This window comes from Luteimonas padinae (assembly GCF_014652935.1).
Taxonomy (GTDB): domain Bacteria; phylum Pseudomonadota; class Gammaproteobacteria; order Xanthomonadales; family Xanthomonadaceae; genus Luteimonas; species Luteimonas padinae.
In genome coordinates this window covers 13,357-30,940 of the sequence record NZ_BMZT01000015.1, presented here as the reverse complement: position 1 = coordinate 30,940, position 17,584 = coordinate 13,357, and the positions used below count along the sequence as shown (strand labels likewise).

Below are 17,584 nucleotides of genomic sequence, written 5' to 3'. Positions count from 1 at the left end.
GCAACTTTGATCAAATCGAGGTCGATCGAGCGCTCGACGCTGAAATCCAAGCTTCAGGGCGCTTTGATCAGACCTTCCCTAGACCAGGACGAGATGCTCATAAAGTCGCCGAAAATTGCACCTATTGCACTACTTTTTTTCTCAGCGGTTGCAGGCGCTCAAGTATATCCAAACCCTATAATGCGCTGGGGAGTTCCATCGCGCAGCATAACGATTACCCACTACTTCTACGACTCCGAGCGGGATGCCGCGAGTAGAGCCATGTCCACTTGGAACGCTGTTGGGCCGGGTTTTCGATATATTTCTGGCGGATTTAATAGTTATCATCCGAGCGGCGCTGCGAACAACCGCCCTTGCGATTCCCAGTCAGGCATAGGAGAGGCCTTTGACGTATCTACCGCTACAACTGCTGCGGAGGCGCGGGTTTGTGTAGCGACCGGCACGTCGATTATTACAGACGGCGATGTCTGGGTAAATCAATCGATGCTTACTGGCGGCAGCTTTCATAGTGGACTCGCGGCGGCACCCAGCAACAAGTATGACTTTGAAACAGTAATTCTACACGAACTAGGACATGTACTCCGCCTGCTACACGACAATTATTCCACTTCTGTCGTAATGCACCCAACTGTTTCTTTGGGGCAGACCAAGCGCGCATTGCATGCGCGGGACAGGACAGGAAAAATCACTATTTATCCCTGAGTAATTAAGAGTGAATTCACGCCTTCTATTAGTCTTTTTCGCCGCACTCCCGAGCATCGGCTGCGCCACCTTGGCAACTAGCAAGCCGATGCTGGAAAGACATTCATTGTTTGGGAGTGTGGAACTCAGCCTGCCAGCGGAGTTTAGACGAAACCCAACCGCGGGATCTGACAGCCGGCTCGCAGAGTTTACCAGTAGCTCCGTCAAGATTATAGTTGAGTCTGGTACGCATGCACCGCAAATTCCGTTTGACGCGACAAATACAGTCTCGTATGAGGCCATGTCGGGACAACTACTCGAACAGGCAGAAATCACGCAAGGCATGAAATATTATCCTTACGGGATCAGGATAGTGGAAAGGCGGGCACCACTCCAGTCTGGTGACGCAGAGGTCGAGACGGCGCGACTATCGATTGGAATTTTCTGCAGACAACGAAAGGAATGCATTCCACCTGCTCAAGCAATTAAACAGTCCCTGCTTTTTGAGCTTGATGACAGTACTGAATGAGTGGCTCATCCCGCTCTCAGGTAGCGGACGGCCTTTGAATCCGGGGTTAGGGCTCCCGAGCCCAGCCACGGTTTTGGCATAGGCCTTGGCTTGCGGATAACGCCTCCAAGCACGTTCTTTGGTCGCTCCTCGTTGTATTCCCGACGCCAAGTTTCGATGACGATGCGGGCGTGCAGCAGGCTGGTGAATCAGTCCTGGGTGAGACGCTCATCGCGCGGGCGGCCGTTGAATCTCTCGACGTATTTGTTCTGACTGGGTTTCGTTGGCTCAATCAGGCGCAGGCAGCGTCGCGGGCGTGTGCCTACTCAAGCACAGGTCATACCACATGACTCCTTGTCGTTGTTTGGCGGGGCGGATCGCCTCCGGCAGGCCACGCTGGATCGCGAGATGCTGCAGGACGCGCACCACGCCGCGACCCCAGATATTCCGCTCCACGTTCGACCGTCACCGATTCGTGCGTGACGTCGTCCCGATGGCCAATATATGAAGCACACTGGACCACTGGCGGCCGTCGAAAGAGCTGCGTCCGAGGCCAGCGGTGCCGCGACCGGCGAGGTGCCCTCGCCGGACCGGCGCCTCCCGACCTCAGTGGAACGCCGTCATGCAGAGCTGGGTCACAGCGTAGATCGCGCGCCGTTCCTCCACCCCGTCCCGCCTGTCGGGCGCCTCGCCCAGGCGCTGCGTCTCCACATGGTCGAGGATGTCCCGCATGGCGAGTGCGTGCGCGTGGAGCGCCTCGCCGATCGCGGGGAGCGTGCCTTCGGCCAGATCGGTCACCCGCGTCGTGGCCAGCAGGTCGCCGTGGGCCGCGAGCATCCGCAGCAGCCGGTCCAGCGCATCCAGCTGCCTGACCGCGATTCCACAGGCATACGCATCTTCCGCGCCGCCGCCGGGTGGATGGTTCATCCCTTCTTCCGCCGGACCCGCATGGCTGCTGTCCGGATCGCCCTTGTTCCGCCGAGTCGTCATCGCCTGTTCCTCCATGAAGTGGCCGCCCGCCGGGATGGCGGACGGGAAGTCGGGAGGTTCGAAACCGCTAAGAGCCGGCGGGCATATTCCCCTTGCGGGTGTTGTATTAGCCGCCCTCCCGACGCAGGCTTCGCGTCGGCTGCGCCTGCAAGAGATACAGGCACAAAAAACCCACCAGTTTGTCGGAGGTGGGTACCGCTCTTAGAGGAGTTTCGACGCTCCTTGGGTTCGAACCTACGCCTACCCGACGTTCGGCGTCAAGTGGTTGCTCCTCGCTGAAGTACCGGCCCAGTTGATCGACCAGTGTGACCAGTGCTGCGCCCGCAGGCCCGATGACGTAGTGACTGGTCTGGATGGCTGGACGGTTTCGCCCCCTTCCGTTCGCGGTATCCTGCGCCCAAGGGAAGGGGGTAGATCATGCTGATCAAGGACGCGGACGATCAGACCGCGCAACTCGAGGCGCTCGAGCGCCTAGCGATGGGGACAGGGCCGAACGCCAAGCAAGCGGCGGACGAGCTTCGCCGACGCAAGGCCGGAGTCAAGGGTGAAAGAGATTCGGCCTATCTGATCAACTTCGACTATGCGCAGTCGCCCAACTGGGCGGTCATCCATGACCTGAGGCTGGAGCATGAGGGCCGGGTTGCGCAGATCGACCATCTGTTGATCAACCGCTGGATGGACGTTTACGTCCTGGAAACCAAGCAGTTCCACGCCGGCCTCAAGATCACTGAAATCGGCGAATTTCTGCGATGGAACAACTATCGGCGCACCTTCGAAGGGATGGCCTCGCCGCTCGAGCAGAACGAGCGGCATATCCAGGTGCTCAAGGGGGTCATGTCCGGCATTGAGCTGCCTACGCGCCTGGGTGTGCGGATCCCGCCGGCGTTCCAGTCCTTCGTGCTGGTCGGTCCGAATGCCCGCATTGATCGACCGCGCAAGTTCGATACGTCCAGAGTGGTCAAAGCGGATCAGCTCAAGAAGGCGATCTGGCGTGACTTCGACAACGAGAACCCGCTGCTCGGCATGATGCGAATGGCTGCGAAGATCGTCTCGGGCGAAACAGTGGAATTCGTAGCCCGCCAGCTTGCGGCCCTGCATCGACCGGGCCCTAGCACGGTGCACGCCGGGACAGCGTCAGAAGAATCAGCTGCAGCGCCAGTACCCCTCGAAAGAGTCAGCCGACCGGCTCCGCGCATCGAACCGACTGTCAACGCTGTACCAGCCCAAGTGTCTGACGCGCGCCCCGGCCCCGCATGCAAGCAGTGCGGCAAAGCGGATGGCCAGATCCAGTACGGTCGCTACGGCTATTACTTCCAATGCAGCGGGTGCGGTACCAACACCGCCATCCGTTTCAGCTGCAAGCCCGGGCACTCGCCCCGGCTGCGCAAGCAAAAAGACAGCTTCTATCGGGAATGCGAGGCCTGCGGCAGCAGCGATCTGTTCCACACCAACGCTGCCGGAGCTGCACCGCCGTGAACCTCACGGTCCCGGTCCTGCTGTACCAACTGCTCTTCATTGGAATCCTGATGATGGCGCGCAGGCTCGGCCGCACTTGGCTCAATGTTGCAGCCGGCCTGTGCCTTCTCTGGACGGCGACCCATATGTTCTTTCCGCCGCTGGCGGTTCTGCAGGCCACCGTCATCGTTGCCACCTATTTTGTTCTTCGCCGAACATCGGCTCGGCCGACATGAGCAGGGAGCGCCGCCCCCGGCGTGCGCGTTGTTGACCTCCGAATACCCATTCTTCGCTCACAGGTCGCAATTGGGCGACAGCGTTACATCCCACTTTCCGGCTGCCTTCCGCATACGTCCCAGCATCACCTCAAGCGTGCCCCAAACCGGCAGCGCCAGATCAGGCTCCTCGGCGCGCCGAAGGCCAACGAATTCGTGGAAGGCATGGTCGAGGTCTGAGGGATCCTCGCCGACCGACTCCCAGTGCTCTTCGCACAAGGACGGCACGGCGATCTGCTCGGCAACGAATTGGTTGTCCCATTCAAGACAGCGCCGAGTCTCCGCATCGGCAGCTGGGTCGTACCCCGATAGCAGCAGCCGCCCGCCGGTTTTGAAGTTGCCTCCGTCCCGATAGATGTACTCGAAGACGCTCAGTGCTTTGTCCATGTTCCGCCCTCCGTTGGCTGTCGGATCAAGACTAATGGTCACGGATCTCAGAGCTTGCGAACGAGCGAAATGCCAGCGCGAGCTGCTAGCCTGGGCGCCATGACGGGACTCGCACGCGGACTCTACGAGCAGCTGGTGACCGAGGGCCTCGAAGAGGCTCTGTCAGCGCTGAACCCCCAATACCGAGCCGCCCGTGATGCGCTGCATCCCGAGGAAGCGGCCGACCGAATCGCCTACCATTTGTCTGCGCTCGTGCGTCGTAGCCTCTCCGGGCTGGACGTTCGCCAGCGCAACGAGGTCGGCGTCAGGTTGGCACGCGAGATCACGCACCTCTTGGCCAACGCAGGTAAAGGCGTGGATGCCAGCGACGCGCTCTCTGAGGCAGGCGACGTCCTCCGCGCCATCGCCGCCCTCCGTCCCGACGGCCAGCCCGAGGATGTCCCGCTTCCGGCCACGCCGCTCCTCGACACCACGCTACTGACCAATGCGCCGGGCGAGCCTCGCATCGGCTTCCAGCTCAACTCCGAAGTCGCATCGGCCGACCGCATCGACGTGCTGATGGCCTTCGTGCGCCAGACGGGCATCCGGCCGATGCTCGAACTGTTGCGCCGACACGTCGACGGCGGCCGGCCGCTCCGTCTGCTGACTACCACGTACACCAATTCCACCGAGCTCGCCGCGCTCGAAGCGCTGCGCGAGCTTGGCGCCCAGATCCGGGTGTCTTACGACACCTCCAGCACCCGGCTCCATGCCAAGGCCTGGCTGTTCCACCGCCACACCGGCTTTTCCACCGCGTACATCGGCTCGTCCAACCTGACCTACTCGGCCCAGGTCACCGGCCTGGAGTGGAACGTCCGGGTGTCAGGCGCCCGCAACCCGGACGTCATCGACAAGTTCTCGGCGGTGTTCGAGAGCTACTGGCAGAACGACGACTTCCGGGACTTTGATGCAGAGGAGTTCCGCGACCTCACCAAAACGGGAGCGGAGGGCCCCCGGGTCTACCTGAGCCCCGTCGAAATCCGCCCCGAGCCGTTCCAGTCGCGCCTGCTGGAGCTGATCGAGCTCTCCCGCCTGCAGGGCCACCACCGCAACCTGTTGGTTTCGGCCACCGGAACCGGCAAAACGGTCATGGCCGCCCTGGACTACCAGCGCCTGCGCAAGCGCCTGCCGCGCTCAAGGCTGCTGTTCGTCGCCCACCGCAAGGAGATCCTCGACCAGAGCCTGGCCACCTTCCGACATGCGCTCCGGGATGCGGCCTTTGGCGAGCTGTGGGTGGGCGGCGACCGCCCTGCCCGCTTCGAACATGTCTTTGCGTCCATCCAGAGCCTCAGCGCCCGGGGACTCGACAACCTGCCGGCCGATCACTTCGATGTCGTGATCATCGACGAGTTCCACCACGCGGCCGCACCCACCTACAAGGCGCTCCTGGACCACCTGCTGCCGCGGGAGCTGCTCGGCCTGACCGCAACGCCGGAGCGCGGCGACGACGAACCCATCCTGCAATGGTTCGGCGGCCGGATTGCCGCGGAGCTCCGGCTTTGGGATGCGATCGACCAGCACCGGCTGGTGCCCTTTGCCTATTACGGGATCGCCGATGGCGCCGACTATCGAAACGTCAGCTGGCGCAGAGGGCGCGGCTACGACCCACAGGAGCTCAGCCAACTCGTCACCGGCGATCACGTGCTGGCGCGGCGGATCATCGCCAACGCGCTGCAGACGGTCCCCAACCCGGAGACCATGCGCGCCCTCGGCTTTTGCGTCTCCGTGGCGCATGCCAGGTTCATGGCGCAGCAGTTCAATGCCGCCAACCTCCCCGCCGTGGCCGTTTGGGCCGACTCCCCGCGCGAAGTGCGGCGGCAGGCGCTGGAGGCACTGGCCGCCGGGGAGATCCGTATCGTCTTCTCGGTGGACCTCTTCAACGAGGGCGTCGACGTCCCTTCGGTCGACACCCTGCTACTGCTGAGGCCGACGGACAGTCCCACCGTGTTCCTGCAGCAGCTTGGGCGCGGCCTGCGGCGCGAGCCCAACAAGAGCGTCTGCACCGTGCTGGACTTCGTCGGCCAGCACCGCAAAGAGTTCCAGATGCATCGCCGTTACGCCGCCCTGCTTGGGGGAAGCCGGAAACAGATCGAGCGCACCATTGAGGAAGGCTTCCCGTACTTGCCGAGCGGCTGCCACATGCAGCTCGACGCGGTGGCCTCGCAGCATGTGCTGGAGAACATCCGCCAGAGCCTCCCGAACACCTGGCCGGCCCGGGCGCAAGAGCTGCGGCGCGTCGCCGAGGCTGACCCGACGGTCACGCTGAAGAACTTCCTCAACCAGACCGGGATCGAGCTGGAGGACGTTTACGCCAACAACAGGAGCTGGTCCGATCTTCTCGAAGCCGGTGGCGTTGCTACGCTTCCTGGCGGACCACATGAAACACCGCTGCGGCGAGCACTCGGGCGCCTGCTTCATATCGACGACGCCCTGCGCATCGAGCACTACCGGACTTTCTCTGAAGCACCGACCGCGCCTGATGTTGGCGGGCTGGACATTCGGACGCGTCGACTGCTTCACATGCTCGCAACCGTCCTCACCGAGACCGTGCTGAAAGATAAAGAGACGCTACAGGACGCAGCTGACCTCATCTGGGAACATCCGCAAGTCCTGGCCGAGCTCTGTCAGCTGCTGGATGTCTTGTCCGGCCGCGTCGAGCATGTGCAGGAACCCCTTTCAACGCATCCTGACGTGCCGCTCTGCGTGCACGCCAGATACACCCGCCGAGAAGCCCTGGCCGCATTCGCGATCGGAGGTGACCTCAAGGTGCCCGAGTGGCGGGAAGGCGTGCGCTGGCTTCCCGAAGCGCGAGTCGACTTGTTGGCCTTTACCTTGGACAAGACCAGCGGCCATTTTTCGCCTACGACACGCTACCGCGACTATGCGATCAGCCCGACGCTCCTTCATTGGGAGAGCCAGTCTGGGACGCGCGAAACGAGCGAGACAGGAATGCGGTACCAGACCCATGAGGCCAATGGCAGTGTGGTGCTGCCCTTCGCCCGCCTTACAACCAACGACCGTGCTTTCTGGCTGCTGGGGCAGGCGACCTATGTGAGCCACGAGGGAGAACGACCAATGGCCATTACTTGGCGTCTTTCGAACGAACTTCCCGGGGATCTGTTTGCCAGCTTCGGTGCAGCCCTTTCGTAAGGGTGTTCTCCCAAGCTAGGGAGGGAGCGCACTGGTCCTTGAGCTGCGAACGACCCGTTCCACATTCCCGCTCTGCCATGCCAGCACAGCCCTGCGTCCCGATAGCCACTAAGCTTCGCGTCGATCAGTGCCGCGAGCCGCTGGAGCACGGCATTTCAGCACATTGGACGTGCAAGCACGACGCCTCTTTACATACCAACTTCAGTAACGTCTTTAATCGCTTTTACCGCGCTTTCGCTGGCTCGCAGCGCTCGCCTGTCCCGCATCAACCGTCACCCGACGCTCTTTCGCAGATTTTTTCGAAGCCTTCTTCAAACTGACCACACCACCGACTGTCGTCTTTCTTGCGCTTGAGCCCTTTTTCAACTTCGCCGACTCGGCAGCGTTTGCAGACGCCGGCAAGCGCGCCTTCTCATGCTTATTCTCAGCAATCAGTCGCGCCGAAAGCTCGTTCGAATCTGCCTCGTAAGGCTCCCCATAAATCTCTTCGTAGATTGAATAAAAATCTTCTCTTTCTCTAAACCTCTCAAACAAGGGCCAAGAGTGATAGGCTTCCTGATGAAGCAACTCGCCCCTTCGACCGATGTCTCTCAGCAGCGAGATCGCTTCGTCAAACTTGTCTTCCAAAATCAAGATTGCAAGCTTGAAATCACGATAGCTTGCAGTCCAGTCAACAGAACGCAGCAGCCGAACTGTTTCCGCATCATCACCCGAGAACTTTCTTGCGATGGCGGAATTTATGATTCGCAAACGAAGGTCTACTTCTGATACGCCTTTTCGCATTTGGTCGCTTAAAGCGAACTCGCTGAGACCGACTGCGAATCTCCACCGCTTATCTTCAAGAGATTCATAGAGGATTGAGTTGAGGGAATCATGAACTTCAGAAACCTCGCCCGGAAACACCTTGCTCCATAACGTATGACACAACATGTACCCGAGTTTCGACATGACAAGCAGCGCACGCGCTAAGTAGGCAGGCGAGACGGAGAGGCGTTCGCCAGGTACCAAGCTAGATACATCGCCCCCCTCCCTCTTGCACACCGAAAGATAATGATCAGTCACAACTCCGTCATTATGAGCGAAAAAGTTTCTCCGTTGCCCAAACTCCACGAACTCCGGCCATTCCGCGAACTTTTTCAGAGGAATTCCAAACTTCCTCTCTAGCTGTCCAAACTGCTCGATATAGCTATCGCGCCTGAATGAGTCAACCTCCCGCTCTAGCATAGACTTACTTGCAGCTTCTACACTATCAAACTCCAATAACTCCACTAGAGATATCTCTCGTGAGATGCCGCGCAGAAGTGAGTCACTCTTTAAATAGATCGCCTTCAGCAAACGACCAATAAAAGCATCGAACTCGCAGAAAATCTGCATAAAGAGACTGCGCGACAGAAGCGGCAAACTTTTGTCGCTCTGCAGCCGATCCCACCTTTGAAGTGCGCCAGAGAACTCCACAAATTCCCTGGCGTTATCAAAGACGATTTCGTCTCCAGCTTTCCCCTCCGGCGCATACTTCCGAACAACTTCGTCGACTTTTTGAACTTCTGTCTGCAGCCATTCCGCCAGATGTGGCAGAACAATCTTCGCAGTCTCAGTGATGTTTCGAAGAGACTCCAGGTATGAGCGGACAACCAAACGCAGCTCCGGAGAATCTATCGCCCCTCCGACCTGGTTAAGCTCACTCTGACTCTCGACATTATCACTCATGAAACACCCCCCCTCAAATGGGTCACATATTCCGCCGATACTCCCCACCCACATCATAAAGCGCATGACTGATCTGCCCCAGGCTATGCGTCTTCACCGCCTCAACCAGCGCCTCGAACACATTCCTGCGCTCCCGCGCCGTCTTCTGCAGATACCCCAGCCCATACCCATCATGCGGCTCCGTCGCCGCCGCGGCCTGGTCCTCCACCACGTGCCCATGCTCGGTCTCCCCGACCGGCGCCAGCACGTTGCGTGACTGCTGCCACAGCCGCACGTTCTCGATCTGCTGCCCCTTCTCTTCTTCCGTCGAGCGGATCAGTTCGATCTCGGTCGCGATCTCGCCGGCGTGCTCCTTCGGCAGGAACATGTTCACGCCCACCAGCGGCAGACTGCCGTCGTGCTTCTTGTGCTCGTAGTACAGGCTCTCTTCCTGGATCTTGCCGCGCTGGTACATGGTGTCCATGGCGCCCAGCACGCCGCCGCGCTCGCTGATGGCCTCGAACTCCCTGTACACGGCCTCTTCCACCAGGTCGGTCAGGTAGTCCACGGCGAAGCTGCCCTGCCAGGGGTTCTCGATGAAGTTGAGCCCCATTTCCTTGTTGATGATCATCTGGATGGCCACGGCGCGACGCACGCTCTCTTCGGTCGGCGTGGTGATGGCTTCGTCGTAGGCGTTGGTGTGCAGGCTGTTGCAGTTATCGAACAGCGCGTACAGCGCCTGCAGGGTGGTGCGGATGTCGTTGAACTGGATCTCCTGCGCGTGCAGTGAGCGGCCGCTGGTCTGGATGTGGTACTTCATCATCTGGCTGCGGTCGTTGGCGCCGTAGCGCTCGCGCATGGCGCGCGCCCAGATGCGGCGGGCCACGCGGCCGATGACGGTGTACTCGGGATCCATGCCGTTGGAGAAGAAGAACGACAGGTTGGGCGCGAAGTCGTCGATCTTCATGCCGCGCGCCAGGTAGTACTCGACGATGGTGAAGCCGTTGCTGAGCGTAAAGGCGAGCTGGCTGATCGGGTTCGCGCCGGCCTCGGCGATGTGGTAGCCGGAGATCGACACCGAGTAGAAGTTGCGGACCTTGTTGTCGACGAAGTACTGCTGGATGTCGCCCATCATGCGCAGGGCGAACTCGGTGCTGAAGATGCAGGTGTTCTGGGCCTGGTCTTCCTTGAGGATGTCGGCCTGCACGGTGCCGCGCACGGTGGCCAGGGTCTCGGCCTTGATGCGGGCGTAGGTGTCGGCGTCCACCAGCTGGTCGCCGGTCATGCCGAGGAAGGCCAGGCCGAGGCCGTCGTTGGTGGGCGGCAGCTCGCCGTAGTACTGCGGCCGTTGCATCCCTTCCTGGAGCCGGCCTTCGAAGAAGGCGTCGATCTTCTGCTGCGCCTCCGCCCAGCGGGCGTCGTCGGCCTTCAGGTACTTCTCCACCTGCTGGTCGATGGCGCAGTTCATGAACATCGCCAGGATCATCGGCGCGGGGCCGTTGATGGTCATCGAGACGCTGGTGGTGGGCGCGCACAGGTCGAAGCCGGAGTAGAGCTTCTTCATGTCGTCGAGCGTGGGGATGTTGACGCCGGAGTTGCCGATCTTGCCGTAGATGTCCGGGCGCGGCGCGGGGTCCTCGCCGTACAGGGTGACGCTGTCAAACGCGGTGGACAGGCGCGCGGCGGGCTGGCCCACGGAGAGGTAATGGAAGCGGCGGTTGGTGCGCTCGGGCGTGCCCTCGCCGGCGAACATGCGGATCGGGTCCTCGCCGGTGCGGCGGTAGGGGTACACGCCGCCGGTGTAGGGATAGCTGCCCGGCAGGTTCTCCTTGCCGAGGAAGGTCAGCAGCTCGCCCCAGCTCTTGTAGGTCGGCGCGGCGATCTTCGGGATCTTCTGGTGGCTGAGCGATTCGCGGTAGTTCTCGACGCGGATGGTCTTGCCGCGGACCTGGTATTCGTTGACGTCGTCGGTGATGGACTTGAGGCGCTGGGGCCAGTCCCGGAGGTTGCGGAGATTTTCCGTGGTGAGGGCCTGGACGGCGTCGTTGTAGCGCTGGCGGAGGGTCAGCAGCGTCCGGTCGCCCTCGCCCACCAGGTCGTCGGCGCTGTAGAGGTCCAAGGCGCTGGGGAGCCTGTCGTCGCCGAGTTCCTGCAGGGACTGCCAGAAGGACTGGGCGCGGTCGGCGGCCTCGGCCTGCTTTTCGATGCTGGCGTTGATGGCGCGGCCCTGCTCGGCGATCTCGGCCAGGTAGCGCACGCGGCTGCCGGGAATCAGGACGGTGGCGCGGGGTTCCTTGAGCGAGGTGTCGATGTGCGGCTTGAAGTCGCAGCGCGACGCACCCGTTCCTGTAGGAGCAGCTACAGCTGCGACCTTTTCGCCAGTGCCGGTCGCAGCTGTAGCTGCTCCTACAGTGGAGGGGGTGGCCAGACCCGGCACTTTCTCGCGCAGCAGGCGGCACAGGTTGGCGAACATCCAGCTGATGCCGGGGTCGTTGAACTGGCTGGCGATGGTGGGATAGACCGGCACGTCCTCGTCGGCCACCTTGAAGGCGACGCGGTTGCGCTTCCACTGCTTGCGGATGTCGCGCAGGGCGTCTTCGGCGCCGCGCTTGTCGTACTTGTTGAGCACGATCAGCTCGGCGTAGTCGATCATGTCGATCTTCTCGAGCTGGCTGGCCGCGCCGTAGTCGCTGGTCATGACGTACATCGGGAAGTCGACCAGGTCGACGATCTCCGAGTCCGACTGGCCGATGCCGGCGGTCTCCACGATCACCAGGTCGTAGCCCAGGCCCTTCAGGAAGCCGATGCAGTCCTTCAGCACGGCGTTGGTCGCCACGTTCTGGCGGCGGGTGGCCATCGAGCGCATGTAGACGCGGTGGCTGCGCAGCGAGTTCATTCGGATGCGGTCGCCCAGCAGCGCGCCGCCGGTGCGGCGGCGGGTGGGGTCGACCGAGATCACGGCGATGCGCATCTGCGGGAAGCTGGCGAGGAAGCGATTCAGCAGTTCGTCGGTCACCGAGCTCTTGCCGGCGCCGCCGGTGCCGGTGATGCCGATGACCGGAGTCGGGCCCTCGTGGCCCGCGGCGCCGGCGGCCCACTGCTTGCGCAGCATGGCCAGTTCGGACTCGCCGTACGTTCCGTCCTCGAGCGCCGAGAGCACGCGGCCGATGGCAATCTCGTCCTCCAGCGCCGGGCGGGTGCCGGCGGGCTCGCGCGCCTCGGCCGCGCGCGCCTCGCGGGCGCCGGACACACGCGCCACCACGTCCTCGATCATCTCCACCAGGCCCAGCTTCATGCCGTCGTTGGGGTGGTAGATGCGCTCGACGCCGTAGGCCTCGAGCTCGCGGATCTCCTCCGGGGTGATCGTGCCGCCGCCGCCGCCGACCACGCGGATGTGCGGCGCACCGCGCTCGCGCAGCATGTCGACCATGTACTTCATGTACTCGACATGCCCGCCCTGGTAGCTCGACAGCGCGATGCCGTCGGCGTCCTCCTGCAGCGCGGCGCGCACCACGTCCTCCACCGAGCGGTTGTGTCCGAGGTGGATCACCTCCGCGCCCTGGGCCTGGATCAGCCGCCGCATGATGTTGATCGCGGCGTCGTGGCCGTCGAAGAGGCTGGCGGCGGTGACGAAACGCAGCGGGGTGGCGGCGTCGCGAGTGGCAACGGGGGTCTGGGTGGCGGGAACGCTCATCGGGAACCGTCGGAATCCATGGAAAACGGTCCGATTGTAGCCGCGCGCGGCCGCGCCCCGCCCCTGCGCCGGCGTACGGCGGCACGGGGCGCGCGGGGCGCGCGGTCAGCCCAGGGCGTCGGCCAGAGCGCCGAGTTCCTCTTCCATCTGCTCCAGCAGCCCATGGATGCGCCGCAGGCGCTCGCGGTCGGGCGAGGCGCCGTCGAGCAGCTGTGCCAGCCGGCGCAGACGCTCGGCCTGTTCGCGCGCATCCCAGCGCAGCATCGGAATGTCCGGCTCCGCGACGGTCTGGCCGGGCGCGCGTAGGCGCGCCGCGCCGGAGAGATAGCGCTCCAGCACCATGCGCAGGCGCCGTGCGAGTTCGAAGTCGCGGCCGCTCCACGGCAGCGAGGTCGCGCGCACGTCTTCCTCCCAGGCGTCGAAGCTGGCCCGAGGGCCGATGCGGGTGCCGTCGGGATCGATCTGGAAGGGCGCGTCGGGCCGGCCCGCCCAGCGCACGGTTTCGCGCTGCTCGCGGCGGAACAGCAGCAGCCAGTCGCCGGCGCCCTGCCCCAGCGGCGCGGCGAGCAGGCCGCAGGCGGCCTGCGGGGCGTCCGCATGCCAGTCGCCGCCGCGCGCGGTGGCCGCGGTGCCGCGATGGCCCTGGGTGCCGGCCCAGGCGATGGCGTTGGCGAGGCTCTGGCTGTCCGGGGTGTGGCCGTGCACGTGCCAGGCGCCGTCCAGGCAAAGCGCCAGGCCATCGGCGTCCACCGAGCCCAGCGCCAGGTCCATCATCCCCGACAGCACGGCCCTCGGGTCCTGTGCGCGGTGGAGGCGGCCTTCCAGCGCGTCGCGGCGGCTGCGGCGCGAGGCCTCGGCGCGGGCGCGGCCGCGAAGCTCGTGCGCGTCGAGGATCATCGACGCGTGCCGGCCGACCATCTCCAGCGCGGTGCGCTGGCGAGCGTCGACGGGGCGCGGCGTGCCGTGGTGGCAGGCCACCAGGCCCCACAGGTGGCCGTCGACCACCAGCGAGATCGACATCGACGCGGCCACGCCCATGTTGCGCAAGTACTGCAGGTGCACCGGCGACACCGCGCGCAGCACGTCGAAGCTCATGTCGATCGGGCCGTCGAGTTCGGGCGACTGCATCAGGGGCTGCGGCTCGGCGTCGACGTCGGCGATCACGCGCACGCGGTTGCGCAGGTACAGCGCGCGCGCCTGCGGCGGGATGTCGGAGGCGGGATAGCGCAGGCCGTCGTACGAGGCCAGGTCGCCGGCCAGGGCCTCGGCCACCACCTCGCCGCTGTAGTCGGGCAGGAAGCGGTAGACCATCACCCGGTCGTAGCCGGAGATGCGCTGCACCTGGCGGGCGATGCTGGGCAGGAAGTCGGCGCCGTCGGCCGCGGCATCGAGGCCGGCGACCACGGCGTGGCCGCCTTCCAGCGGCTGGCCGAGGCCGGAGGGCTCCAGCTCGACGTGGACCAGGTCGCCGGACGCGTGCGTGGAGATGTCGTGCAGCGCGCCCATCGGACCGACGTTGGTGGCACAGGCGAACTGCGAGGCGCCGTGCTCGCCGCGCGCGAGCACGCGGTTGATCGCGGCCAGCGACGCGCGGTCCAGCAGCGACTCGACCGGCTGGTGCAGCAGCGCGTCCATGTCGCCGGTGTCGAACAGCGCCACGGCGTACGCGGAGGCGGCGACGATGCGCAGGTCGCGGGCGTGGTAGACCATCAGCACGCCCGGCGGCTGCACCGCGCCGATGACGTGGATCGGCTCGCGCGCGCAGGCGGCGAGGGCGTGTTCGAACAGGGCGGGGTCTGGCTTCATGCCGGGGTTCCTCCAGGGGCAAGGCGCGAATGCACGATGGCGAAGCCGTCGCGCGCGCCGGAAGTCGCTGCCCCCGCGTCGCCTTCCGGCAGCGCGTCGAGCAGGCGGACGAAGCGCCCCCAGCGGGGCGGGTCCGAGGTGATGTGGCCGAGGAAGCGGCGGGCGCCGCGCACTTCGGCGTGTTCCTCCGCCAGGCCGGCGGCATGGCGCGACAGCAGCCGCGCGCCGAGCGCGGAGCCTTCGATCACGTAGCAGCCGCCGAGCCAGTGCGGCCAGCTGGGCGGGGACGGCGCGCTGGCGGGCGTGGTGTCGATGTCGAGCGCGGCGCAGTCCGCGCGCAGGCAGTCGAGGCGCTGGCCGTCGTCCCAGTCGGTCTTCGCACGGGGCCAGTCGGGACGATCGCCGTGCGCGAGCCACTCGGCCAGCGGCAGCAGCGCGCCCAGGTAGCGGCGATAGTCATGCAGGTCACGCAGGCCCACCGGCAACAGCGCATCCAGGGCGTCGTGCGTGCCGCGCGTGGCGAGTCGGACCTGGGCGAGCACGCCCCGGTCCAAGGCGCCCCTGGCGGCAGGTGATGTGCGTGTCGGCATCGGGATCCAATGGCGGCGACGGCCGCCTGCGAACCCGCATTCAAACATCCCCGGCCAGCGGCCACCAGCCGGAACGCCGCCTGAACGTGTTCATCTTCAATCGTCGAGCGCGTCGGCGACGCGTGCACGCCGCCGTGCGCGCGCCGGCGCGGTGGCGTGCAGGCCGACGCGGGCGCCGCTGCGGCGCTTGCCGAGGATGGTCGCCACCAGCGCCGCCACGGTGGCCGGATCGTCGTCGAAGCCGCCGTGGGTGGTGGCGCGCGCGGCGCCGGCATCGCCGTGCGGCCGGTCGTTGGGCGACTGCACCCAGTCCAGGCGGCCGTCGGCGATCGCCTTGTGCACGCGCTCGTATCCCCATGCCTGGTCGGCGGGGTCGGCGGCCTGGATGAAGCGCGCCATGCCGGCCAGCGGCGTGCCCTGGCGCAGGCGGCGGTCGATCCAGTTGCGCGGCTGCCGTTCGAACGCGCGCGCCACCAGGTACAGCAGCGACTTGTTGTAGATGCGCAGGCAGTGGTCGTCCTGCTCGGCGGCGTCGGTGAGCGTGAACAGCGCGGCGCGCTCGACCGCGCGCGATTCGATCGCCGGCATGCAGGCCTGGATGAAGGTGTCCATGTCGATGGCCGGCGCCCACAGGCTCAGGCTGGCCACGCGGCCGCCCATGCCGAGCATGCCGTGCGCCGGGCCGCCGATGACCTGGCCGGGGCGCGTCAGCAGCTGCAGCAGCGGCGCCATCAGGATCGAGCCGGCGCTGTGCGCGGCGAGGTGGATCTCGACGTCGGGGTCCTCTCGCCGCCATTCGTCGACCAGGCGCGCGACCTGGGCCGCGCCGCCGTTCTCGACGAGGCCACCGCCGACCGCCGCCGACACCGCGGTGGTGGCCAGCGTGGCGTTCTCCTTCATCTCGTCCCACAGCGCCTTGCCGCCGATGGCGCGGGCGAGTGGCTCGATGGTGTCGTCGATGCGGTCGAGCAGCAGGTCCCTGGCGCGGTCGAACACGCCCTCGGTGCGCGGCCGGGCGGCGTCGCGCAGGATGTTGCCGAGCGTGGTCCAGAGGTCGGTCTTCCAGACGAAGCACAGCGGGTAGATCTCCTGCGCCAGCATGGTCTGGCGGAAATCGGCCACGCGCTGGATGGCGGCGTCCTCGTCCACCAGGCCGCCGTGGGCGTAGAGCAGCACGCGCTTCTTCTTCCAGCCGGCGGTGATCGCGCGCATGTCGCGGCGCACCAGGTTGCGCACGTCATCCTTGGTGCAGGCGAAGCGGCCCTCGCAGCGCAGCGCGCCGTTGTTGCCGAGGCTGACGACGTGCGGACGCAGGTCGGCCTGCGAATAGCCCACCGACTGCCGGCCCAGCGGCGAATTGCTGACCGCCGCGGAGCTGGCGCGCTCGAGCTCCACCGGCACCGCCAGCCGCGCCACCCAGACGTCGGTGCCGCGTTCGAGCCATTCGTCGTAGCCCAGCCAGCCGTAGCCGTGCTGGCCCCAGCCCTCGCCCCAGGAGTTCTGCAGCCAGAAGCCGCCGCGGTCGTAGCCGACGATGGCGTAGGCGTGCCAGCCCAGCACCGGCTGCTGCGTCCAGCGAATGCGGCCGCTGGCGGCGGGCGCATCCCAGCCCTCGTGCACGGCCGACGAGGCGTAGAGCACGCCGGTTTCGGCGAAGGCGGCGTGCATCGCCACCAGGTCCTTGTGGTTGACGCGGGCGTAGGCGCCGAGCGGGTTGCGCAGGGCGTCGCGGGCGCGTTCGTCGGTGTAGGGCTCGAGGGCGAGGCCCGGGACGTATGGCCACAGCGCTTCGGAGCAGACGCCGTGGCGGTGCCAGGCCTTCATCGCGCCGCGGCAGCTTGAGCCGGAGTAGCCCTCGCCCTCCCACTCGTCGTAGCGGCGGGCCATGTCGTAGAACATGCGCGTGCTGACCGGCGTGGTGTCGGGCTGCGGGCGCCGCCGGCGCAGCAGGGCGTGGGCGACGGTGGCCAGGCCGAAGGCGGTGCAAGCGCCGTCGCTGCCCTGGTCGAGCACAGGCACGCCCTGGGCGAGGAAGTGTTCGAGCGGCGACTCGGTGGGCACGTCGACGAGCGTCGGCTCGAACATGCGGTCGCGGAAGTCGGCGGTGTCGGGCCGCGCGTCGAAGACGCGGCGGACGCCTGCGTCGAAGCCGGCGATCGCCGGCGGTGCAGCGGCGCGGGTGGCGGCCATGCGGTGGACCCTCCTCGGATGACCCGAAACACACCGTGATCCCCTGTAGGAGCAGCTATAGCTGCGACCGCGCGACGTCGCAAGCCCCGGGGCCGTTGCGTCCGGGGCGCGGGCAATGCTCGTGGGGGATGGT

General features: G+C 65.2%; 12 protein-coding genes and 1 pseudogene. 5 read left to right on the top strand and 8 right to left on the bottom strand.

All coding sequences use genetic code 11. From position 1 onward, the window contains the following. A partial coding sequence (locus IE168_RS14650; protein WP_229823601.1) for a matrixin family metalloprotease occupies window positions 1–702 on the top strand: 702 nt, incomplete at its 5' end. A gap of 10 nt (window positions 703–712) precedes the next feature. Continuing rightward, the gene (locus IE168_RS13990; RefSeq protein WP_189499349.1) at window positions 713–1,210 is read left to right on the top strand and encodes a hypothetical protein; all 498 of its coding nucleotides are present in this window, start codon (window positions 713–715) and stop codon (window positions 1,208–1,210) included. A gap of 5 nt (window positions 1,211–1,215) precedes the next feature. Here the strand turns inward: IE168_RS13990 and IE168_RS14900 are convergent. Both IE168_RS14900 and IE168_RS13975 read right to left on the bottom strand, forming a co-directional pair. Then, window positions 1,216–1,482 (bottom strand): annotated as a pseudogene (locus tag IE168_RS14900) (integrase core domain-containing protein). A gap of 313 nt (window positions 1,483–1,795) precedes the next feature. Beyond that, window positions 1,796–2,194 carry a hypothetical protein gene (locus IE168_RS13975; protein WP_189499347.1) on the bottom strand — a complete coding sequence of 133 codons (399 nt, stop codon included), beginning with the start codon at window positions 2,192–2,194 and terminating at the stop codon, window positions 1,796–1,798. 402 nt (window positions 2,195–2,596) lie between these two features. Between IE168_RS13975 and IE168_RS13970 the strand changes: the two genes are divergently transcribed. Continuing rightward, window positions 2,597–3,655 carry a nuclease-related domain-containing protein gene (locus IE168_RS13970; protein WP_189499345.1) on the top strand — a complete coding sequence of 353 codons (1,059 nt, stop codon included), beginning with the start codon at window positions 2,597–2,599 and terminating at the stop codon, window positions 3,653–3,655. Continuing rightward, window positions 3,652–3,870 (top strand): hypothetical protein, encoded by a 219-nt coding sequence (locus IE168_RS13965; protein ID WP_189499343.1) that lies wholly within the window; start codon window positions 3,652–3,654, stop codon window positions 3,868–3,870. Before IE168_RS13970 ends, IE168_RS13965 begins: the two co-directional genes overlap by 4 nt. A 57-nt stretch (window positions 3,871–3,927) precedes the next feature. Here the strand turns inward: IE168_RS13965 and IE168_RS13960 are convergent, their stop codons facing one another. Next, window positions 3,928–4,296 carry a hypothetical protein gene (locus IE168_RS13960; RefSeq protein ID WP_189499341.1) on the bottom strand — a complete coding sequence of 123 codons (369 nt, stop codon included), beginning with the start codon at window positions 4,294–4,296 and terminating at the stop codon, window positions 3,928–3,930. A gap of 99 nt (window positions 4,297–4,395) precedes the next feature. Here IE168_RS13960 and IE168_RS13955 point away from each other — a divergent pair, with 99 nt between their 5' ends. Continuing rightward, complete coding sequence (locus IE168_RS13955) at window positions 4,396–7,485, top strand: DUF3427 domain-containing protein (protein ID WP_189499339.1); 3,090 nt, start codon at window positions 4,396–4,398, stop codon at window positions 7,483–7,485. Between the two features lie 213 nt (window positions 7,486–7,698). Here the strand turns inward: IE168_RS13955 and IE168_RS13950 are convergent, their stop codons facing one another. The 5 genes from IE168_RS13950 to IE168_RS13930 all read right to left on the bottom strand — a co-directional run bounded on the left by IE168_RS13950 (window position 7,699) and on the right by IE168_RS13930 (window position 17,451). Then, window positions 7,699–9,192, bottom strand: a complete 1,494-nt coding sequence (locus IE168_RS13950; protein WP_189499337.1) for a hypothetical protein — start codon at window positions 9,190–9,192, stop codon at window positions 7,699–7,701. Between the two features lie 22 nt (window positions 9,193–9,214). Then, window positions 9,215–12,865, bottom strand: a complete 3,651-nt coding sequence (locus tag IE168_RS13945; protein WP_189499335.1) for a methylmalonyl-CoA mutase family protein — start codon at window positions 12,863–12,865, stop codon at window positions 9,215–9,217. Between the two features lie 105 nt (window positions 12,866–12,970). Then, window positions 12,971–14,671, bottom strand: a complete 1,701-nt coding sequence (locus IE168_RS13940; RefSeq protein WP_189499328.1) for a GAF domain-containing protein — start codon at window positions 14,669–14,671, stop codon at window positions 12,971–12,973. Continuing rightward, window positions 14,668–15,213, bottom strand: coding sequence for a biliverdin-producing heme oxygenase (locus IE168_RS13935; protein ID WP_189499319.1), 546 nt, complete (start codon window positions 15,211–15,213; stop codon window positions 14,668–14,670). Before IE168_RS13935 ends, IE168_RS13940 begins: the two co-directional genes overlap by 4 nt. Before the next feature lie 144 nt (window positions 15,214–15,357). Continuing rightward, window positions 15,358–17,451 carry a C1 family peptidase gene (locus IE168_RS13930; protein ID WP_189499317.1) on the bottom strand — a complete coding sequence of 698 codons (2,094 nt, stop codon included), beginning with the start codon at window positions 17,449–17,451 and terminating at the stop codon, window positions 15,358–15,360. Window positions 17,452–17,584: the final 133 nt, after the last annotated feature.